At 59.0% G+C, this 21,232-nt stretch carries 21 protein-coding genes; 12 read left to right on the top strand and 9 right to left on the bottom strand.

Annotation, left to right across the window (positions count from 1 at the left end):
• Positions 1–90: 90 nt before the first annotated feature.
• Positions 91–1,776: an acyl-CoA dehydrogenase family protein gene (locus tag OO25_RS17845; protein WP_040181722.1), complete on the bottom strand. Its 1,686-nt coding sequence runs from the start codon at positions 1,774–1,776 to the stop codon at positions 91–93.
• 146 nt (positions 1,777–1,922) lie between these two features.
• Here OO25_RS17845 and OO25_RS17840 point away from each other — a divergent pair, with 146 nt between their 5' ends.
• On the top strand, positions 1,923–2,711 hold the full coding sequence (locus OO25_RS17840) for a sulfite exporter TauE/SafE family protein (RefSeq protein ID WP_040181720.1): 789 nt from the start codon (positions 1,923–1,925) through the stop codon (positions 2,709–2,711).
• 58 nt (positions 2,712–2,769) lie between these two features.
• Entirely contained in the window at positions 2,770–3,669 is a 900-nt protein-coding gene (locus OO25_RS17835; RefSeq protein WP_040181718.1) for a cation diffusion facilitator family transporter, read from the top strand.
• Between the two features lie 73 nt (positions 3,670–3,742).
• Here OO25_RS17835 and OO25_RS17830 read toward each other — a convergent pair whose 3' ends face one another.
• Positions 3,743–5,341: a phosphoenolpyruvate carboxykinase gene (locus OO25_RS17830; RefSeq protein WP_040181716.1), complete on the bottom strand. Its 1,599-nt coding sequence runs from the start codon at positions 5,339–5,341 to the stop codon at positions 3,743–3,745.
• Between the two features lie 347 nt (positions 5,342–5,688).
• Here OO25_RS17830 and OO25_RS17825 point away from each other — a divergent pair, with 347 nt between their 5' ends.
• The 7 genes from OO25_RS17825 to OO25_RS17795 all read left to right on the top strand — a co-directional run bounded on the left by OO25_RS17825 (position 5,689) and on the right by OO25_RS17795 (position 11,072).
• Positions 5,689–6,390: a response regulator transcription factor gene (locus OO25_RS17825; protein ID WP_014876049.1), complete on the top strand. Its 702-nt coding sequence runs from the start codon at positions 5,689–5,691 to the stop codon at positions 6,388–6,390.
• Between the two features lie 33 nt (positions 6,391–6,423).
• The gene (locus tag OO25_RS17820; RefSeq protein ID WP_040176053.1) at positions 6,424–8,136 is read left to right on the top strand and encodes a sensor histidine kinase; all 1,713 of its coding nucleotides are present in this window, start codon (positions 6,424–6,426) and stop codon (positions 8,134–8,136) included.
• Between the two features lie 66 nt (positions 8,137–8,202).
• A complete protein-coding gene (locus OO25_RS17815) occupies positions 8,203–8,577 on the top strand; it encodes an HPr kinase/phosphorylase (RefSeq protein ID WP_040181845.1) in 375 nt (124 codons plus the stop codon).
• Positions 8,570–9,460 (top strand): RNase adapter RapZ, encoded by an 891-nt coding sequence (rapZ, locus tag OO25_RS17810; RefSeq protein ID WP_040181714.1) that lies wholly within the window; start codon positions 8,570–8,572, stop codon positions 9,458–9,460. Before OO25_RS17815 ends, rapZ begins: the two co-directional genes overlap by 8 nt.
• A gap of 9 nt (positions 9,461–9,469) precedes the next feature.
• Entirely contained in the window at positions 9,470–9,877 is a 408-nt protein-coding gene (locus OO25_RS17805) for a PTS sugar transporter subunit IIA (protein WP_040176058.1), read from the top strand.
• On the top strand, positions 9,878–10,147 hold the full coding sequence (locus OO25_RS17800; protein WP_040181712.1) for an HPr family phosphocarrier protein: 270 nt from the start codon (positions 9,878–9,880) through the stop codon (positions 10,145–10,147).
• 34 nt (positions 10,148–10,181) lie between these two features.
• Positions 10,182–11,072, top strand: a complete 891-nt coding sequence (locus tag OO25_RS17795; protein WP_040176060.1) for a lysophospholipid acyltransferase family protein — start codon at positions 10,182–10,184, stop codon at positions 11,070–11,072.
• 94 nt (positions 11,073–11,166) lie between these two features.
• Here the strand turns inward: OO25_RS17795 and OO25_RS17790 are convergent, their stop codons facing one another.
• Positions 11,167–12,042 carry a 3-hydroxybutyryl-CoA dehydrogenase gene (locus OO25_RS17790; protein ID WP_040181710.1) on the bottom strand — a complete coding sequence of 292 codons (876 nt, stop codon included), beginning with the start codon at positions 12,040–12,042 and terminating at the stop codon, positions 11,167–11,169.
• A gap of 155 nt (positions 12,043–12,197) precedes the next feature.
• On the opposite strand from OO25_RS17790, the gene OO25_RS17785 reads away from it, so the two are divergent.
• On the top strand, positions 12,198–13,019 hold the full coding sequence (locus OO25_RS17785) for a DUF6473 family protein (RefSeq protein ID WP_040181842.1): 822 nt from the start codon (positions 12,198–12,200) through the stop codon (positions 13,017–13,019).
• Positions 13,020–13,111: 92 nt separating this feature from the next.
• Here the strand turns inward: OO25_RS17785 and OO25_RS17780 are convergent, their stop codons facing one another.
• The 6 genes from OO25_RS17780 to OO25_RS17755 all read right to left on the bottom strand — a co-directional run bounded on the left by OO25_RS17780 (position 13,112) and on the right by OO25_RS17755 (position 17,547).
• Positions 13,112–14,038 carry an electron transfer flavoprotein subunit alpha/FixB family protein gene (locus OO25_RS17780; RefSeq protein ID WP_014876040.1) on the bottom strand — a complete coding sequence of 309 codons (927 nt, stop codon included), beginning with the start codon at positions 14,036–14,038 and terminating at the stop codon, positions 13,112–13,114.
• On the bottom strand, positions 14,038–14,796 hold the full coding sequence (locus OO25_RS17775; RefSeq protein WP_040176066.1) for an electron transfer flavoprotein subunit beta/FixA family protein: 759 nt from the start codon (positions 14,794–14,796) through the stop codon (positions 14,038–14,040). The genes OO25_RS17780 and OO25_RS17775 overlap by 1 nt, the downstream gene beginning before the upstream one ends.
• Positions 14,797–15,131: 335 nt before the next feature.
• On the bottom strand, positions 15,132–15,704 hold the full coding sequence (locus tag OO25_RS17770; protein ID WP_040181708.1) for a cob(I)yrinic acid a,c-diamide adenosyltransferase: 573 nt from the start codon (positions 15,702–15,704) through the stop codon (positions 15,132–15,134).
• Between the two features lie 3 nt (positions 15,705–15,707).
• Complete coding sequence (locus OO25_RS17765; RefSeq protein WP_040176068.1) at positions 15,708–15,914, bottom strand: twin transmembrane helix small protein; 207 nt, start codon at positions 15,912–15,914, stop codon at positions 15,708–15,710.
• Between the two features lie 67 nt (positions 15,915–15,981).
• Positions 15,982–16,812, bottom strand: coding sequence for an SDR family NAD(P)-dependent oxidoreductase (locus tag OO25_RS17760; RefSeq protein WP_040181705.1), 831 nt, complete (start codon positions 16,810–16,812; stop codon positions 15,982–15,984).
• A gap of 33 nt (positions 16,813–16,845) precedes the next feature.
• Entirely contained in the window at positions 16,846–17,547 is a 702-nt protein-coding gene (locus tag OO25_RS17755; RefSeq protein ID WP_040181702.1) for an SH3 domain-containing protein, read from the bottom strand.
• A gap of 315 nt (positions 17,548–17,862) precedes the next feature.
• On the opposite strand from OO25_RS17755, the gene OO25_RS17750 reads away from it, so the two are divergent.
• Positions 17,863–20,211 (top strand): DNA topoisomerase IV subunit A, encoded by a 2,349-nt coding sequence (locus tag OO25_RS17750; protein ID WP_040181700.1) that lies wholly within the window; start codon positions 17,863–17,865, stop codon positions 20,209–20,211.
• A gap of 127 nt (positions 20,212–20,338) precedes the next feature.
• Positions 20,339–20,950: a hypothetical protein gene (locus tag OO25_RS17745; RefSeq protein ID WP_040181697.1), complete on the top strand. Its 612-nt coding sequence runs from the start codon at positions 20,339–20,341 to the stop codon at positions 20,948–20,950.
• Positions 20,951–21,232: the final 282 nt, after the last annotated feature.

Below are 21,232 nucleotides of genomic sequence, written 5' to 3'. Positions count from 1 at the left end.
GCGATACGTCAAGGTGAAGACAACGAAAAACCCGGCACAAGGGTGCCGGGTTGGTTGCAAATTGAAATCTGCCCGATGATCGGGCCGTGATCAGGCCAGCAGGCGGCGTGCGATCACCTGTGCCTGAATTTCTGCGGCACCCTCAAAGATATTGAGGATACGGGCATCACACAGAATCCGGCTGATTTTGTATTCCAGCGCAAAGCCATTGCCACCATGGATTTGCAAACCGTTGTCAGCCGCCGCCCAGGCGACGCGCGCACCCAGCAGTTTGGCCATACCAGCTTCGAGGTCGCAGCGGTGGCCGTTATCCTTTTCCCAAGCAGAGAAATAAGTCAGCTGACGCGCGATCATGATCTCCACCGCCATCATCGCCAGCTTAGAGGCCACACGCGGGAAGGCGATCAGCGGTTTGCCGAACTGCTTGCGATCCTGCGCATATTGCATCGCAATATCGAGGGCGGATTGGGCAACACCGATGGCACGGGCGGCGGTCTGGATCCGCGCAGACTCGAAGGTCTCCATTAATTGCTTGAAGCCCTTGCCCTCATCTCCACCGAGGAGGTTTTCACGCTTCACGTGAAACCCGTCAAAGCCCAACTCGTATTCCTTCATGCCGCGATAGCCCAGAACCTCAATTTCGCCACCGGTCATACCTTCGGTCGGGAACGGGTTTTCATCCGTGCCCGGTGTTTTTTCGGCCAGGAACATCGACAGGCCACGGTGATCGGTCGTGTTGGGGTCCGTCCGCGCCAGAAGCGTCATAACATGGGTGCGGGCGGCATGGGTGATCCAGGTCTTGTTGCCGGTGATCCGGTAGTCGCCATTGTCGTCCTGTACGGCACGGGTGCGCAGGGCGCCGAGATCGGAACCTGTGTTTGGTTCTGTGAACACAGCGGTTGGCAGGATTTCTGCGCTGGCAATCCTGGGCAGCCAACTGGCTTTCTGTTCCTCGGTGCCACCGGCTATGATCAGCTCAGCCGCGATTTCCGACCGGGTGCCAAGGCTGCCAACACCGATATAGCCACGCGACAGCTCCTCTGAGACCACGCACATCGAGGCCTTGGAGAGGCCAAACCCGCCGTATTCTTCGGGAATGGTCAGGCCAAAAACACCCATTTCGGCCAGATCTTCGATGATCTCCATCGGGATCAGCTCATCCTTCAGGTGCCAGTCGTGGGCGTTTGGCTCGACCTTTTCGAGCGCGTAGCGGCGGAACTGGTCCCGGATCATCTCCAGTTCTTCGTCAAGACCGGAGGCGCCAAACATCACGGAACCGGCCTGTTCCTGCATCAGCTCGACGAGCCGCAGGCGTGCGGCCTGAGTATTTCCGCTATCGCAGAGCGTCATCACAGCAGGCGCCATCAGCATCCGCTGGCTGTCCTGCGACAGGCCAAGATCCTGCAGACGCAGGATTTCACCCTGATTCATCTGAATGCCACCGTAGATCTGCCAGAGGTATTCGCCAAAACCGATCTGAAGCATCAACTGCTCCATCTCGCCAAACTTACCATCTGTCTGTAGCTGCGCGGCCCAACGATGCATCTGACGCAGGCTGTAAGCATAGGTCGCAAGCCAAGCGAGCCCATGGGCAGCCGTCTGATGCGCCTCTACCAACGCCCCGGAGACGCGCCCGTCCTCGCTGACCTGTTCGCGTACTGTCGCGCGCGCTGCCTCCAGCAGCTGGTCCACCGGCTCCAGCGCAGCAGCGGTCAGTGTCAGCACGTCAGAGATACGCGTCGGTTGCATTTGCGGGTCCTGTCCATCGTGGGCCATGAATCACATCCTTTTCAGCTGCGTATGTGGTAAATCATTTTGCAGCTGCAGCGCAACAAAAATACCCTGTGACATTATGTTTGGACCAAAAATTACGTAGCGATTTAGCGCACGCAGCGACGGAAACCTGTGCTAAGGGTCTGATCATGTCAGATAATTCATTTGTTATACTTTTCCTCCCGGCAGAGCTTGCCTCTTTAAACCTGCTAGCGGCCTTTGCGATTGCAGCGCTTGCCGGCGCCGTGAAGGGAATGGTCGGCTTCGCTATGCCGATGATCCTCGTGTCCGGCCTTAGCCTGTTCTTGCCGCCGGATATTGCTTTGGCGGGGCTGATCCTCCCCACTTTGGTGACCAATGGAATGCAGGCCCTGCGACAGGGCGCGCAGGCGGCCTGGCAGTCGATGAAACGGTTCAGGATCTTCCTGTTGGTTGGTCTCGTTTTTCTCTTGGCAAGCGCGCAACTTGTCCGGGTTTTGCCACAGGATGTTATGCTGATCCTGATTGGTGCCCCGATCACCATATTTGCCCTGCTACAACTGTTTGGGATCGCCATCCCTATCTCCCGCGCCACGCCGCGCGTTGAGGCGATAGTCGCGGCCTTCGCGGGGTTCATCGGTGGGTTCTCCGGGATTTGGGGGCCGCCGACAGTGGCCTATCTGACCGCCCTCGGCACTGAAAAACGTGAACAGATGCGGGTACAGGGTGTGATTTACGGGCTGGGCGCGGTGGCGCTGCTGATCGCGCATATCGGGTCAGGTGTGATGCGTGCAGATACAGCGCCGTTTTCGTTCCTGCTGATCCCGCCGGCTATTTTGGGCATGTGGATCGGTGGACGCTTGCAGGACCGGATCAATCAGGTCACCTTTCGACGTGCAACGCTGTTTGTACTGCTGGTCGCCGGGGCGAATTTGCTGCGGCGCGGACTGATGTATTAGGGCCTAACAAGCGTGTTAGGGTCGGTATGGGGCGAAAAACGCGCAGAAAGGGCCGCAGATGCCAAAGCGATTGACTGCGGAACAACTGGCCACCGCATCCATTGCGGTCGCACTTCTGGTGCTTGCAGCAAAGGTGCTGGCCTGGTGGTTGACCGGCTCAATTGCGCTGTTTTCCGATGCGATGGAGTCTCTGGTCAATATTGGTGGTGCAATCATTGCCTGGTTTGCGGTCCGCTACGCCAATCGCCCGGCTGATGCAGGCCATCCCTTTGGGCACCACAAGGCGGAGTATTTCTCGGCTGTTGTGGAGGGGATCATGATCATCGTGGCGGCGCTGTTGATCCTTCAGGAGGCGGTCAGCGCCTTGGTCGCGCCGACGCCTTTGGTTTGGAATACCGCCGGATTGTGGGTGAATGCAGCCGCGATGGTGATCAATCTTCTTTGGGCGCGGGTGCTGATCGCACGGGGGGCGGCCCTTAAATCTCCGGCATTGGCCGCGGGCGGCCGCCATCTGATGAGTGATGTCTGGACCTCCGCAGGAGTTCTGGTCGGGTTGGTTCTTGCGATGGGGACGGGCTGGCCTTTGCTGGATCCAATCCTGGCCCTGTTGGTCGCGGTCAATATTCTGCGCGAGGGCTATCTGGTTGTGGCCTCATCAGTTGGGGGGCTGATGGATCAGGCCGCACCCCAGAATGAACGGGACGAGATTGCCGCGATTATTCACAGAACCGCGCAAGGCGCGTTGCAGGTGCATGGGCTGAAAACCCGCAGAGCCGGGCGGGCGGTGTTTGTCGAATTTCATATGGTCGTCGCAGGAGACATGACCGTGCGGACATCTCATGCGATCTGTGATCGGATCGAAGAAGCGATCCGTGCCTCGCTGTCAACGGCGCAAGTCACGATCCACGTGGAACCGGAGCACAAGCTGGAAGACAGCGGGATTCAGCTGGGGCAGTGAGGTATGGTCTCTCCTGAGACAAAAAAGCCCCGATCCGAGGATCAGGGCTTTTCGTGTTTCGAAGCTGTGCAGCTCAGCTGATCGCAGCGGCTTTCACATCATCATCAATGTAGGGCAGGTACTGTTCGAAATTGTTAGAGAACATCTGAACCAGCTTCGCAGCCTGCGTGTCATAGGCGGCCTGATCGTCCCAGGTGCGGCGCGGATCCAGCAGGACTTCGGCCACACCGGGCACTGTGACGGGCACATCAAAGCCAAAGTTGCCATCCTTGCGGAACTCTGCCTCGGCGAGGGAGCCGTCCAGCGCGGCGGTCAGCAGGGCACGGGTGGCACGGATCGGCATGCGGGAGCCGATGCCATAGGCACCGCCGGTCCAACCGGTGTTGACCAGCCAGCAGGTCGCACCGTGCTCGGCAATCTTTTCACGCAGGAGGTTGCCGTACACTTCCGGGCGGCGCGGCATGAAGGGGGCACCAAAGCAGGTGGAGAAGGTCGGTTCCGGCTCGGTCACGCCGCGCTCGGTGCCTGCCACCTTAGAGGTGAAACCGGACAGGAAGTGATACATCGCCTGCGCCGGGGTCAGCCGCGCGATCGGAGGCAGCACCCCAAAGGCATCACATGTCAGCATGATGATGTTCTTGGGGTGGCCGCCGCGGGCGCTTTCTGAAGCATTGGAGATATAATGCAGCGGGTAGGCGCAGCGCATGTTCGCAGTCAGGCTGTCATCGTTGAAATCCAGCTCCTTGGTCTCTGGGTCGAACACCATGTTTTCAATCACGGTGCCGAATTTGGACGTCGTTGCGTAAATTTCCGGCTCTGCCTCGGCATTCAGATTGATGGTCTTGGCATAGCAGCCACCTTCAAAGTTGAAGGTGCCATTGTCAGCCCAGCCGTGTTCATCATCGCCGATCAGCACGCGGTCCGGGTCGGCAGACAGGGTGGTTTTACCAGTGCCCGACAGGCCGAAGAACACGGCGGTGTCGACCGGGTTGCCCTTGGCGTGGTTGGCGGAGCAGTGCATCGGCATGATGCCCTTCTCCGGCAGCAGGTAGTTTAGCAGCGAGAAGACGGATTTCTTGTTTTCGCCCGCATATTCGGTGCCGCCGATCAGGATCATCTTGCGATCAAAGTTCATTGCGATCACAGTCTCGCTGCGGCAGTTGTGGCGCTCCGGATTGGCCAGAAAGCTGGGGCAGTTGATGACAGTGAAATCCGCGATGAAGTCGTTCAGATCTTCGCGGTCAGGGCGGCGCAGCATGGTCCGAATGAACAGACCGTGCCAGGCCAGTTCGGTCACCATGCGGACGTTGATCGCATGGGCGGGATCCGCACCACCGACGAGGTCCTGAACATAGTATTCCTTGCCCTGCATATGGGCGAGCATATCCTCATAGAGCGCGTCAAAGCCCTCGGGGCTCATCTCGGCATTGTTTTCCCACCAAATGGTCTTGGCCACACTGTCGGTTTTAACGACATGTTTGTCCTTGGGAGAGCGGCCGGTGAACTTGCCGGTGGTGACCAGAAAGGCACCGCCATTGCCAAGCGTGCCTTCGTCGCGCTTCAGGGCCGCCTCGATCAGGGCTGGCTCCATGAGGTTATAATAGACGTTCCCCAGTCCTTCGATACCTTGATCTTCGAGGCGGAATTGCGGGTTAACCCGTCCAGATACCATGTGTTCTTTCTCCTGTGTCGACCATCAAAGGCCGCAAACAATAAAAGCCGCGCCCTGGGGCAGAAATCGGCACAACCGGCCGATGTGGCTGGTCTTAACATGAGGGTTTGCACGCTGAACAGAACGGTTTGACGCAGTTAGCGCCATCAAGGCGATGTTTAGCGCAACCATTTTTTTTAAAGACAATTTGCAGGGGTGGCTGCCGGAATCTTCAGCACCTGCTAAGGTATTTTTGTCTCAATTGAGGCGAAACTGTGTCCGAATTCTTCAATTGGCATTGATTCGCCGAGGCAGAACGGCGATGAACGTCTAAAAAACGCAAAAAGAGCAGATTAGGGGCCACTCAGATGTCTAAGATTGCTTTAGTCGATGATGATCGGAATATCCTGACTTCGGTCTCGATGACGCTGGAGGCTGAAGGCTTCGAGGTCGAGACCTATAACGACGGGCAGGCTGCGTTGGATGCGTTCAACAAAAAACTGCCGGATATGGCCGTTCTCGATATCAAGATGCCGCGCATGGACGGCATGGATCTGTTGCAGCGGCTGCGGCAGAAAACCCAGATGCCGGTGATCTTTCTCACCTCCAAGGATGATGAGATTGACGAGGTGCTGGGCCTGCGCATGGGCGCCGACGACTACGTCAAAAAACCGTTCTCGCAGAGGCTGTTGGTCGAGCGGATCCGTGCCCTGCTGCGCCGTCAGGAAGCAATCAGCGGTGATGCGGTCGCGACGACCACTGAAAACAAGGTGATGGAACGCGGCAACCTGCGGATGGATCCGCTGCGCCATTCGGTTAGCTGGAAGGGGCAGGATGTGTCACTGACCGTGACCGAATTCCTGCTGCTGCAAGCGCTGGCGCAACGCCCCGGATTTGTCAAAAGCCGCGATCAACTGATGGATGTCGCCTACGATGATCAGGTCTATGTCGACGACCGGACCATCGACAGCCACATCAAGCGCCTGCGCAAGAAGATGCGCAGCGCTGACTCCGAATTCTCGGCGATTGAGACGCTTTACGGTATCGGGTACCGTTATAATGAAGAGTAACCCCCGTCTGGGGGCAGGCGGAGTAAAACGCCGATGCGCGATTCCGGCATAAGCCGTTCACAGCGGGATAATGATGTTGTTCTGGGCGACGACTGGGTCGCACCGGACCAAAACGTCACGCGTGAACTGCAGGACAAGCGCGCGCGCCGTGGTGTGCTGTCGCTGCGGGGCTCTCCGCTGACGCGCAAGATCATCACGCTGAACCTCATCGCGCTGATCATTCTGGTCTCGGGTATTCTTTATCTCAATTCCTCACGCCAGAGCCTGGTATTGCAGCGCGCCGGTGCCCTTGCGGCAGAGGCGATGCTGATCTCAGATGTATTTGAGGCGCAGTTGCCAGAGGTCGGGACGGTCAGCCTGGCTGTTGGCGATGGCATTGATCCGGTGACGACTTTGCAGAATATCAGCCTGCGAGCCGGGGCTGAGGTCTTTGTTTTTGATACCGCCGGTACGCTGATCGCGCAGACCAAAGGGGTTGAACAAGGCGGCGCGCTGGATCTGCTGACGGATGACAACCCGTCAGCCACGCTAATCAGCGATGGGCTCGCCGCACTCTGGTCGGCGGCAGGCGGTTTGCTCAAATCGGATACGCCGGAGCCTGCGGCTCAGCCGTTGGAAGACCAGCTGCGCGGGATGGTGCAGCAGGCCCTGGCTGGCGGAACCGAGGTGAAGGCCGTTGTCGACACCAGCGGTGGTACGGTATTCTCCGCAGCCACGCCGATCCTCTTTCAGGGGCAGGCCATCGGTGTTGTGACACTTGCGTCGCCTACGGGGGAGATCGACGCCCTGGTGCGTGGTGAACAAGAACGCGTCTTGCAGATGTTTGTTGTGGCCCTGGTGGTCTCTATCGGTTTGAGCTTGGTCCTCGCCTCCACCATCGCGAACCCGCTCGCGGATCTGGCCGAAGCGGCTGAGCTGGGCCGGGATGGGGATTCCCGAAAATCCAAACCGGGGCGTATCCGTATACCCGATTTGAGTGCGCGTCCCGATGAAATCGGCCGCCTCAGTCGGGCGCTACGCGGCATGGTGAAAGCACTCTACAACCGCATCGACAGCAATGAGCAGTTTGCGGCGGACGTCGCGCATGAGATCAAGAACCCGCTGGCGAGCCTGCAATCTGCCGTGGGAACGCTGCGGATGATCAAACGCGAAGACCAGCGTGAGAAGCTGTTGGACGTCATCGAACATGATGTGCGGCGTCTGGACAGGCTGGTCAGCGATATTTCCAACGCGTCGCGGCTGGATGCGGAATTGGTCAAAGAAGATGAAGAGAGTTTTGACCTGCTGCATATGCTCGGCAACCTGAACCAATTCCTCGGCGAGGACGCCCGCGGGAAGGGCATTGATTACATCACCGATTTGCCGAAAACCCCGATCACAATCCAGGGGCTGGAGGCACGACTGGCCCAGGTTTTTGTCAACCTGATTACAAATGCGATTTCGTTTTGCGAGGATGGCGATGCGATCCGGGTCTGGGCGCGCCGCCGCGACAATCGCGTTTTGGTCGTGGTGGAGGACACCGGTCCCGGCATCCCCGATCAGGCCCTGAGCAAAGTGTTCAAGCGTTTCTATTCGCAGCGCCCTGTTGAGCATTTCGGCAATAACTCCGGCCTCGGCCTGGCGATTTCCAAACAGATTGTCGAAGCACACGGTGGTGTGATCTGGGCCGAAAACATTCGCCCAACCGAAGCCGACATCACCTCGGAGCCTTTGGGGGCGCGGTTCGTCGTCGGCCTGCCGGTCTGAGTGATGATCGCAGCCCCAACCTGCCGATTGCACGCCAGCTGCGTCGACGTCACAGGGCATGGGGTGCTGATAACCGGCCGATCCGGCAGTGGAAAATCGACATTGGCCTTGCAGTTGATGGCCCTTGGTGCAGCGCTTGTCTCCGATGATCAGGTGATCGTGACTGCACATGATCAGGGGTTGGAAGCCACAGCCCCTGATGCCTTGCATGGCATGATCGAGGCACGCGGCATGGGCCTGCTGCGGGCCAGCGCCTGTTCGCGATCCCGACTGACAGCGGTGGTCGATCTGGAGCAGCTTGAAACAGATCGCCTGCCACCCCAGCTGGAAACCATGATCTTGAACCAACCAATCCGCCTGTTGCGCCGCGTCGATGGTCCGCAGTTCGCGCCTGCCCTGATACAGTTGCTCAAATACGGAAGCGTTAATCCCGATGCGTGACCCGGATATTGCCTGCGACCCGACGGCGGTGCCGATCGTCCTGGTGACAGGCCCGTCTGGTGCGGGGCGCACCACGGCGATCAATGTGTTGGAGGATCTCGGGTTTGAGGCGATTGACAACCTGCCGCTTCGGTTGCTGCCTGGACTGGTTGAGGCCAACAGCCTGACCCGCCCGATGGCGCTTGGGCTCGATAGTCGCAACCGCGACTTCTCCCCGGCGGCGCTGCTTGATGTCATTGATATGCTGTCCGCGCGCCAGGATCTTGATCTGACCGTGCTCTATCTTGATGCGGACCGCGATGTTCTGCTGCGGCGCTATTCGGAAACCCGCAGACGGCACCCGCTTGCCCCGGCAGAAGATCCTGAGGTTGGTGTTTTGCGCGAGATCGATCTGATGCTGCCGATCCGCGACCGGGCTGACCTGTTGCTGGATACTTCTGAAATGAACATCCATCAACTCAAGGCGGATATCGAACGGCGCTTCGCCCCCGGCGGGCGTTCTCTGGCGGTGTCCTTGCAGAGCTTTTCCTACAAACGCGGCGTGCCGCGCAGCATTGATATGGTGTTCGACTGTCGATTTCTGCGGAACCCTTATTGGGAGCAGAGCCTGCGCACCCTGGATGGGCGCGATGCGGCGGTACAGTCCTACGTGCGTGAGGACAGCCGCTATCAGCCGTTTTTCGACCGGGTGCTTGATCTGATCCGCTTGTTGTTGCCTGCTTACCGAGAAGAAGGTAAGTCGCATCTCTCTATAGCATTTGGATGCACCGGAGGGCAGCACCGCTCGGTCACATTGGCAGAAACCCTGGCCAAGGATCTTGCGGAAGACGGGCAGCAGGTGTCAATTAGACACCGCGAGCTGCATGGCCAGCGACAGAAGTGAGGGACCGGCTTGATCGGAATCGTGATCGTTGCACATGGGGGGTTGGCCAGAGAGTATCTGGCCGCCGTGGAGCATGTCGTGGGTCCTCAGGTCTACCTTGAGGCCATCAGTATCGGTCCGGAAGATAACCGGGACGAGAAACAGCGCGAGATCTGTGGGGCCGCTGATGCGGTCGACAGCGGCGGCGGCGTGGTGGTGGTCACGGATCTTTTTGGCGGGTCTCCGTCCAATCTCAGTCTGTTGGCCTGTACCCCCGCAAACCGACGCATTCTCTACGGGGCCAATCTTCCGATGCTGATCAAACTGGCAAAATCTCGCCATTTGCCGGTGGCCGATGCGGTCCGGCATGCCATGGAGGCGGGACGCAAGTACATTAACGCCCAAAACATCAACCCCGAAGGGGAGCAAGCGCATTAAATGGTTCAGAAAACGCTGAAAATAGTCAACGAAAAAGGACTGCACGCGCGCGCATCGGCCAAGCTGGTGGAAGTGGTTGAAGGCTTTGATGCCACGGCCGAGGTGTCGCGGGATGGGCTGTCAGCCTCGGGAGACAGCATCATGGGGCTTTTGATGTTGGCAGCCTCAAAAGGAACGACTATTGACATCGAAACTTCGGGCCCGGATGCAGAGGCGCTGGCCTCCGCGCTGGATACGCTTCTTGCCGACAAGTTCGGCGAAGGCTACTGAGGCTCATTCACGACTACGGAACAGGACAAGGCACTTGGCGGATACAGCGCATGATCGGGACACTGGCGTGACGCCAGGGACCGAAGAGACCGGCGAGATCTATGACCGCCGCACGCTCACCTACGCCAATTCCTTTGACGATCGCTGGACGTCGCTTGCGATCCGGGCCATCGAGTGGTGCACGGGGAAGCTGACCATCCTGCGTATGGTGCGCCGTTTTGAACGCAGCAATGCTGAATACCGTGGCCAGAAATTCTGGCGCGGCGCCCTGAATGTGATGGGCATTGATCTCGAAACCCCCATGGAGCAGATCCAGCGTATCCCCGGTGAGGGACCAGTGGTTGTGGTTGCGAACCACCCCCATGGGATGGTTGATGGCATGATCTTCGCAGACCTCATTGGCCGCGTGAGGCAGGACTACCGAATTCTGACCCGTTCGGTGCTGACCGGGCTGGATGAGGCGGCGACCTCTTTCATGATCCCGGTGCCATTCCCCCATGACCCCGAAGCGCAAAGCAAAATGGTTGAGATGCGGGCCAAGACTATGGCTCATCTGAAGGAGGGTGGGGTGGTCGCGCTGTTCCCCTCTGGCGTGGTGATGTCCTCGGAGACATGGTTCGGTCCCGCGATTGAGCAGGAGTGGAACGTCTTCACAGCGCAGCTCATCCGTCGGTCCGGCGCGCGAGTAGTGCCAATTTTCTTCCCGGGCAGCAACTCCCGTTGGTACCAGATTGCCAACCGGGTTTCGCCGATCCTGCGACAGGGGTTGCTGCTGCATGAAATTGTGCGGTCCTGCAACAAACCGCAAAGCCCGGTGGTCGGCGAACCGCTGACCGAGGCACAGATGGAAAAACTGCAGAGCGATCCGCGCGGCTTTATGGCCTGGCTGCGGGAGCATACGCTCAGCCTCGGCAAAGACAGTTGATCAAACTCTCATTTTTTCTTCTGGCTAAACATATCCAAGGGGTAAATTGGCCATCAGGCCAAGAGGGGGCAGCGCCCCCTCCGCTCTTTCAAGATCAGCGCGTCGGCACCGGGGTTTCGCCGCGATAATCATAGAACCCGCGCTGTGTCTTGCGGCCAAGCCAGCCAGCTTCCACATATTTTGTCAGCAGCGGGCAGGGGCGATATTTGGTATCCGCCAGACCGTCATGCAGCACATTCATGATCGCCAGACAGGTATCCAGGCCGATGAAGTCAGCCAATTCAAGCGGACCCATCGGGTGGTTGGCGCCCAGTTTCATGGATTCGTCGATGGATTTCACCGATCCCACGCCCTCATAGAGGGTATAAACCGCTTCATTGATCATCGGCATCAGAATGCGGTTCACGATGAAAGCCGGGAAATCTTCGGCGCTGGCAGCAGTCTTGCCCAGCTTTTCCACCACGGCATGACAGGCTGAGAAGGTGGCTTCATCAGTGGCGATGCCACGGATCAGCTCGACCAGCTGCATCACCGGCACCGGGTTCATGAAATGGAACCCCATGAACCGCTCTGGGCGGTCGGTGCGGCTGGCCAGTCGGGTGATGGAAATTGACGAGGTGTTGGACGTGAGAATCGTATGCGGCAGCAGATGCGGGAGCAGATCCTCGAAAATGGCCTGCTTAACGGTCTCCCGCTCTGTCGCCGCCTCGATCACCAGATCGGTCTGGCCAATGTCGGCCAGCGTCAGTGTTGTTGAAATACGCCCCAGCGCGGCCTCAACTTCGGTCTGATCGATCTTGCCTTTGCTGGCTTGACGGGTCAGGTTTTTCTGGATCGCGCTTACGGCCGCGTCCAGTGCCTGCTGGCTTATATCATTAAGAACAACGTCATAGCCCGCCAAGGCCATCACGTGAGCGATGCCGTTGCCCATCTGGCCTGCACCAATCACGCCTATTTTCTGGATGTCCATCGCTCATGCCTCTTGAGAGTTTTCCGGCGGATCATACTGGCGGGTCTGTGGACGGCACAAGGCCGATTGGGTGGCTTTTTAGGCAAAGTTTAGCATTAGCATTTCGTCAACGGATCTCGGGTTAGGTGAGTCTCGGGTGAAATTTGGTGGGTATGATGAGCTATGAACTCAAGAGCGCGACAGCGCTTGCGGGCGAGCCTTGCAGCTATGCGGGTTCGAAATTATTGGTCCGCGGGCCGGCGCGTAATCTGACTGAACCATATTTGGCATTTATTGGCGGCACAGAGGTCTTCGGACGCTTTGTCGAACGACCGTTTGTTACTGAAACTGAGGCGTTGCTTGATCGTATTTGCGTAAATCTGGGCAGTGTGAACGCCGGAGTCGACAGTTTCCTGAGCGACGCTGATATTCTGGAGATCGCGGGCCGGGCCGAAACAACGCTCTTGCAGGTGCTTGGGGCACAAAATATCTCCAACGGCTATTACAAGGTGCATCCACGACGTAATGACAGGTTCCTCTGTGCACATGACCCATTGTTGGAGCTCTACCCGGAAGTGGATTTTACCGAATATCACTTTAACAAGCATTTGCTGAACGCGCTCAGATCTTGCTGCACAACCCGTTACGAAACGGTTCGCGATCATCTGCAGGATACGTGGGTTGAACGTATGGGGGAGTTGATCTCCGCACTGAACGGTGCAGTGACGCTGCTGTGGGTGCACTACGACGTCGACCAGCAGGTTTTATTCGGTCACGAACCTGCCCTCGTGGACCGGCCCATGGTGGATGCGCTACGCGCCCGCGTCCTCGGGGTGTTGGAAATCCCCGTGCATACCGCGCGGGATGCAGCTGATATTGACGGCATGTTTTATGGCCAGCTTGATCTGCCTTCGGCGCAGCGCATGCTGGGACCAAAGGAGCATCTGCGGATAGCGCAACAGGTGGCGCAGTATCTGCGACCCCGTCTGAAAACCTAAGGTCTACACTACTGGACCACAGGCCCGAAGGGTGGCCACGAAAAAAGCCCGCAACACTAGTTGCGGGCTTCCTCATGAGATATCTGCGAAGCCTACAGCTTCTCGATCAGCTCGGGCACAGCCTGAAACAGGTCCGCGACCAGACCATAGTCGGCTACTTGGAAGATCGGGGCCTCTTCGTCTTTGTTGATCGCGACAATGATCTTGGAGTCTTTCATGCCTGCCAGGTGCTGAATTGCACCGGAGATGCCAACCGCAACATACAACTCAGGTGCGACGACCTTACCGGTCTGACCCACCTGCCAGTCGTTTGGCGCATAGCCTGAATCGACAGCCGCGCGGGATGCACCAACTGCGGCCCCCAGCTTGTCTGCGAGGCTTTCGATCAGTTTGAAGTCTTCCTCGGAGCCAACACCGCGACCACCGGACACAACCACACCGGCCGAGGTCAGCTCGGGGCGATCGCTGGCAGCGACTTTGTCCTCAACCCATTCGGACAGGCCGGGGTTTTCGGCGGCGGAGATGGTGTCAACAGAGGCAGAGCCGCCGTCGCCAGCCGCGTCAAAGGTGGAGGTCCGGAAGGAGATCACCTTTTTCGCATCGCGCGACTTCACGGTCTGTACCGCGTTGCCCGCGTAGATCGGGCGCTCAAACGTGTCGCCGTCGACAACGCCGGACACATCCGAGATCACCATAACATCCAAGAGCGCCGCCACGCGCGGCAGGACGTTCTTGGCGTCTGTGGTCGCGGGCGCAACGATGTGTTCGTAGTCGGATGCCAGCGACGCGATCAGCGCTGCAGTCGGCTCCGCCAGGCGGTGACCCAGCGACGCATCTTCGGCGACCAGAACCTTGGCGACGCCTGCGATCTTCGCGGCTTCTTCGCCAGCGGCGGCTGCGGATGCACCAGCGGCCAGCACTGTCACATCGCCCAGTTTGCCCGCAGCGGTAACCGCTTTTGCAGTTGCGTCCAGTGCCAGGGCACCATCGGTCACTTCGGCAAGGAGAAGAACAGCCATTACACAGCCCCCGCTTCTTTGAGTTTCCCAACCAGCTCATCGACCGAGCCCACAATGATGCCAGCGGCACGGGCTTCGGGTTCTTTGGTGGAGATGATTTCCAAGCGCGGCGAGACGTCGACGCCGTAGTCGGCGGCGGTTTTCTCGTCGAGCGGCTTTTTCTTCGCTTTCATGATGTTCGGAAGCGAGGCGTAGCGCGGCTCGTTCAGGCGCAGGTCCACGGTGACGATGGCGGGCATCTTCACTTTGATGGTCTGCAGGCCGCCGTCCACTTCGCGGGTCACAACAGCGTTATCGCCATCGACATCCAGCTCAGAGGCAAAGGTGCCTTGCGACCAACCCAAGAGCGCAGACAGCATCTGACCGGTTGCGTTCATGTCGTTGTCGATCGCTTGCTTGCCGGCCAGAACCAGACCGGGCTGCTCTTCCTCGACCACTTTGGCGAGGATCTTGGCGACGGCCAGCGGCTCGATGTCGGTGTGGACATCTTCAGCGGCGTTGACCAGGATCGCGCGGTCGGCGCCCATGGCCAATGCGGTCCGCAGGGTCTCCTGCGCCTGCTTCACACCGATGGAGACAACGACGATCTCATCAGCTTTGCCGGCTTCCTTGAGGCGGATGGCCTCTTCGACGGCGATTTCGTCGAACGGGTTCATCGACATTTTGACGTTGGCGAGATCGACACCGCTGCCGTCCGCTTTGACGCGGACCTTCACGTTGTAGTCAATCACGCGCTTGACAGGCACGAGTACCTTCATTTTGCGTTCTCTCCTTAACAAACGGCAAGCCGCCGAGGCGACTCTCCTCCATGCTCTCGCGATGTTGATAGCGGCTTAGATTGCGCCGCAACAGGGCAAAATCGTCACGTTACCGCCCTCCGACGTCGCGTCTGACGGTTTGCATCAGCAGTTTTGCAGGAATGTTGCGACGCAAGATGCTGCACTGCCGCAAGGGAAGCAGATCACACCGTAGAATCATGGCGCGGCGGCGGAGCGATCCGGGCGCGGGTGTGTCCATCAGTCAACGTCGGGCAGATGACGCGCCGTACGGGCCGATCAGACCTGCACGGCGCGATAGACGCGCTCCGGGGGGGCTAGCGATTGGCGCCTGGCACCCACAGAACATCGCGGGCCCCATTGTCATTGGCAGCGCGCGATGCGACGAAGAACCAGTCCGAGAGCCGGTTGAGATACTTCACCGCCGCTGGATTGATGTCCTCCTGCGTCGCCAGGTCGGTCGCCAAACGTTCAGCACGCCGCGCCACAGTGCGGCAAACATGCAAATGCGCGGAGAGTGCAGCCCCGCCCGGCAGCACGAAGCTGCGCAGCGGCGAGAGTTCCGCGTTCATCGTATCAATTTCCGCTTCCAGCCGCGCGACCTGCGCATCGGCAACCCGCAAGGGCGGGTAGTCAGCATCTGCATCCTTGTCCATTTCCGGCCGACACAGATCTGCGCCAAGATCAAAAAGGTCATTCTGAATGCGGGCCAGCGCGGCATCCATCTCATCCTTGGCCTCAAGCCGGGCCACCCCTACAAAGGCGTTCAGCTCATCCGAGGTGCCATAGGCGTTCACCCGCGCGGAATGTTTGGCGACACGGTCGCCATTGCCAAGCGCAGTGTCCCCTTTGTCGCCGGTGCGGGTGTAGATTTTGTTCAATACGACCATGGCTTACTGACCTCCCTGAGCGCGAAGATAGACGTAGCCAAGGATGAACACCACGGCGAGAAACTGAAACAGGATGCGCAGACGCATCATCTTATTGGCGTTTCTGGCATTGAAGGCACCGCCGGCGCCGAACCCACCAATGCCGATCACCAGCACGATAACAGTTGCTGCGATGGCAGCAATTGCCAGGATGTAGAGCGGATCGCCCATCTTCTCATATTCCTTGTTTCTTGTCGCGCCAGCCGCTGCCCCCATGGCAGGTCTGGCCGCGCATCAGCTATCTAAGCCGCGCGAGGATGCGGTCAATCGCGCGCGTTGTCAGGATGCGTTTTAGCACACCACCAATATGGGTCGGTACGGTGACATAGTAACGCGGATGCGGGCGTCGGCTCTCGCAGGCATGAACCAGCTTGGCCGTAACAGCGGAGGCGGGGAGCTCAAACCTGTCTGGCCCGGTGCTTTCATAGAGACGTTTCAGCAAACTCGCCTCATAGCGGTCACGCAGGGCGGAGTTTTCCCAGTCGACGTATTTCTCGAAATGCGGAATGGCTTTTTCGCGGATCTTCGATGTAACGGGGCCGGGTTCGATCAGGATGACATGGATCCCGCTGTCCCGCAGTTCCACCCGCATGGTGTCGGTCAGCCCCTCAATTGCGTGTTTGGTGGCGACATAGGCCCCGCGCCAAGGGAAGCTCACAAATCCGAGGATCGAGGAATTCTGCACGATGCGCCCGTGCCCCTGTGCGCGCATCACCGGGATGACGTTGCGGGTCAGCTCGTGCCAGCCAAAGACATTGCTTTCAAAGATGCTGCGCAGCCCGTCGGTGGAGACATCTTCGACCGCACCGGGCAGACCATGGGCGCCGTTGTTGAACAGAACATCCAATGTGCCGCCGGTGTGCTCCAGCACCTCGCCCAGGCCACTGCGGAGTGTCTCGGCATCTGTGTAGTCCATCAGTGGGCTGATGAACCCTTGGGCACGCAACCTGTCGCAATCGACGCGCTGACGGCAGGAGGCAAAAACAGTCCAGCCGCGCTCGCGCATCCCATGCGCTGCATCCAGGCCGATCCCGGAGGAGCAGCCTGTCATCAGGATCGTTTTTTGCATAAAGCCCCTCGCGCGGTCACCTGTACCGACGCTTTATGGGCGTTTCTGGCTCACCAGGGAAGCTGCAATCCAGCCAACTTTGCCGTCTTTTACGGTGCGCAGGTGCAACCAGCCGGTGCCGATATCTTCAAATACCGCAACTTCTTCACCGTTGCTCAGCCGGTCAACGATTGGATAGACCGTGCCCGGACCGGAGCGCATATTGACGCGCGTCGCCGTGATGGAGCGAATGTCAGCCTTTGGCTCCACGATGTCCTGCGGGTCGGTCTCAAGAGCGGCCTGGACCAGTGGTTGTGCCGATAGCCCGTCTGTGAGCGAGGCCAGCTGCACCGCTCCAGATGTTGCCGGGGACGTTTGGAAGCTCGCCTGAGACGCCGAGGTGGCCGAAAATGCGGTATCACTGTTGCTAAGGCCTGCGCCGACAGCGGCGATCTGCTCCATCGCGACCCGAGAACGCAGCGCGGGGTCGGCGGCTGGTCGGGCCGGTTTCGTGTTTGCCGCTTGTGTTGTGTCATTTTGCGGGACGCGCAGGGCCACCTTGCTGACCAGCGACTCAGCGGTCACCTGAGTGCTGCGCACGGATGTAGTCGATGGGCTGCTGTCGCTGCCAAAGGCTGCTTTGGCGATATCAATTGCTGCCGACGGACCCTTCGGCGGTTCAAAATCGGCGCCGCCACTGGCCTCGTAGAAGCCCCAGCCCAAGAATAGAAACGATGCGATAACAAAGCGTGACATATACAAATCCCCCCCAGGATCAGCCTGAAAATCTGTGCAAATTCACGAGTGGCGAGCGTCCGCCCGCATGCAGATAATACGCAGCTGCAGCACAGTTTGTTCCGGCGTCTTTCAATCCTACAGCAGTTTCGCGAGTCGCAATAGGGGAGAGGTGGCCGCTTTCTCCCCCGAGTGAGCGACGGTGCACACGAGGAGATGTCGGCGTTCGCCCCCCCCCCTCGCATGTGGTTGTGGTCGGGCCGATATATGGGGGTAACTCCGCATTTTCTCACGGCCCCGCTTTACCAAGGCTGGAGGGGGCAGTATCACCAATACATGACCGACCTGGTAGATGATCAAGACACCCCCGATTCCCCCGCATCCGGAGAAGTATTGGAACCGTTGCGCCGCGCGATTGGCGAGCGTTACCTGACCTATGCTCTCAGCACCATCATGCACAGGGCCTTGCCCGATGCGCGTGATGGTCTGAAACCGGTGCATCGCCGTATTCTCTACGCCATGAGCCGTCTGCGGCTCACCTCCACTGGCGGCTTTCTGAAATCGGCGAAGATTTCCGGTGACACCATGGGGGATTTCCACCCTCACGGCGATGCCGCGATTTATGATGCTATGGCGCGTCTGGCGCAGGACTTCAACGTCCGCTACCCGCTGGTCGACGGTCAGGGCAACTTTGGCAATATCGACGGCGATAACCCTGCGGCCTCGCGCTACACCGAAGCGCGGATGACCTTCGTTGCCGAGGCGATGCTGGAAGGTCTGAGTGAAAACGCTGTTGATTTCCGTGATAACTATGACGGACGTCTGACCGAACCGGCGGTGCTGCCTGCGACATTCCCGAATATCCTTGCCAATGGGGCGGCCGGTATCGCGGTGGGCATGGCAACCAATATCCCGCCGCACAACATCAGCGAACTGATCGATGCCTGCCTGCATCTGATCAAGACCCCTGATGCGCGCGATGACACTCTGCTAAATTATGTGCCCGGGCCGGACTTCCCCACGGGCGGCATTATTGTTGAGCCCAAGGAGAACATCGCCAAGGCGTATACCACGGGGCGCGGGTCTTTCCGTCTGCGCTGCACCCATGAGGTCGAGGATCTGGGCCGCGGCCAATGGCAGATCGTGATCACCGAAATCCCCTATCAGGTGCAGAAATCGAAGCTGATCGAAAAGATCGCGGAACTGATCCAGACCAAGAAGATCCCCATTCTGGGTGATGTGCGCGACGAGTCGGCGGAGGATATCCGCATCATTCTTGAGCCGAAGTCCAAGAATGTGGACCCCGAAGTGCTGATGAACATGATGTTCCGCAACTCGGATCTGGAAATTCGCTTCAGCCTCAACATGAACGTCCTGATCGACGGCGTCACGCCCAAGGTCTGTTCGATGAAGGAGGTGCTGCGCGCCTTCCTTGATCACCGTCGCGACGTCTTGCAGCGCCGCTCGCAGCACCGGATGGACAAGATCGATCACCGTCTTGAGGTGCTCGAAGGCTTCATCATCGCCTTCCTCAATCTGGACCGCGTGATTGATATCATCCGCTATGATGATGATCCCAAAGCGGCGTTGATGCGGGAAAACTGGTCGCAGGATCACCCGCGCGCCTATACCGAAGCTGACTACGTTTCGCCTGCTACCGGTGCCGGGGAGTTGAGCGAGGTGCAGGCCGAGGCGATCCTCAATATGCGCCTGCGCAGCTTGCGCCGCTTGGAAGAGATCGAACTGGTGCGCGAACGTGACGCCCTGCGCGAAGAACGCGCCGGGCTGGTTGAATTGTTGGCGTCGGAAGACCTGCAATGGTCCCGCATCGCGGAACAGCTGAAGGACACCAAGAAGCAGTTCGGCAAAACCTATGAGGGCGGCCCGCGCCGCACCCGCTTTGCTGAGGCGGGAGAGGTCGAAGAGGTGCCGCTGGAAGCCATGATCGACCGCGAGCCGATCACTGTGGTTTGCTCGCAAATGGGCTGGATCCGGGCAATGACCGGCCATATCGATCTGGGGCGCGAATTGAAGTTCAAGGACGGCGACGGCCCGCGCTTCATCTTCCACGCCGAAACCACAGACCGGTTGCTGGTCTTCGCCTCCAACGGGCGGTTTTATACGATTTCCGCATCCAATCTGCCCGGCGGGCGTGGCATGGGAGAGCCATTGCGGCTGATGGTTGACCTGCCGAACGAGGTCGAAATCGTCGATATCCTGATCCACAATCCGGAAGGCCGCCTGCTGGTCGCTTCGGATGCGGGCAATGGTTTCATCTGCGCCGAGAAAGATATCGTGGCCCAGACCCGCAGCGGCAAACAGGTGCTGAACGTCAAAGACGACGACCGCGCCAAGATCTGTATCCCGGTGACGGGCGACCATGTTGCGGTGGTGTCCGAGAACGGCAAATTCCTTGTCTTCGCGGTTGAGGAAATGCCGGAACTGACCCGTGGCAAAGGCGTGCGTCTGCAGAAATACAACATGGCGCGTGGCAAGCAGGGCTCGTTGGAACTGGATGGCGGGCTGAGCGATGTCACCACCTTCAACTGGGATGATGGCCTCAGTTGGGAAATGGGTGGCGGCAAGACGCGGCACGAAACTGACTTGGGGCAATGGCTGGGCAAACGCGCCGGTATCGGCAAGCGGCCGCCGTATGGTTTCCCGCGCAACTACAAATTCAAATAAGGCACATCTTGCGGCCACGCACCTGTGGCCTCAGCGCCACCCGTCGGAACCACGGGGCCATCATGGCTTTACCGGTTCCGCACCGGGCGGCTATCTGAAGGCGCATGTTAATTGAAATGAGACTGCTATGATCCGGATCTTCGCTCTCCTGGCCGCCATGGTCGCCGTTGCCGCCTGTACCGCAGCCGCGCCTGACGAACCGCTGGAGGATCTTGGAACCTTCAAGCTGGGCCATAATATCGTCATCGCCTCCAAGGTGCAGATGGTGCCGGGATCGCGCGAGGTGTCCAAGCAAGAGTGGGTCGATATCCTCACCAATGAGGTCGATGCCCGGTTCAACCAGTATGACGGCGACAAGATCTATCACTTTGGCATCAGTGTTGAGGGCTATTTTGTTGCTCCCGGCGGTGTGCCGCTTGTGCTTAGCCCGAAATCTGTTCTGGCGATCAATGTGACTGTCTGGGATGACGCCGCAGGCACCAAACTGAACAAGGTCGTGAAGAAATTCACCGTCTTCGAGACGACAACCGCAGACAGCTTCTTGGTTGGATCGGGCCACGCCCGCACCCGGGAAGAGCAGATGCGGGGGCTTGCGCGCAATGCTGTTGGCCAGATCGAAGACTGGCTTGTTGAGCAGCGCAAGGACAACGGCTGGTTTGAGCCGGAGCAGAGTGGTGCTGCAGACCTCAGCGAAGATGCCAGCGCCGCAAGCGCTGGGCCCGCGGCGGTGGGTGGCTAACGGTCCAAGATCGCAGTTTTTATCGCGTTATAGGCGGCAGTAATTCGCGCGCATAGCGCACGCATTGGCGGCTTCGGCCTGACATCAGGCCAACTGCGATGAGCCGGGCACGCGGGCTGTGGGGTCTTGCCTACGATCTTGTGGGGATTTGCGCGCCGACGTGCCGGAACGGGTTGATTTTCACCCGCAAACCAAATAAGCCGCGCGCGCAGAGGAAATTCGGGTCGGGTTCCGACCCCCAATTCAAAAGGGCGCCTACAGAATGGCTAAGGAAAAGTTTGA

Origin of the sequence: Phaeobacter sp. S60 (genome assembly GCF_000826845.1) — a bacterium.
GTDB classification, from domain to species: Bacteria; Pseudomonadota; Alphaproteobacteria; order Rhodobacterales; family Rhodobacteraceae; genus Phaeobacter; species Phaeobacter piscinae.
This window is presented reverse-complemented; position numbering and strand designations above follow the sequence as displayed.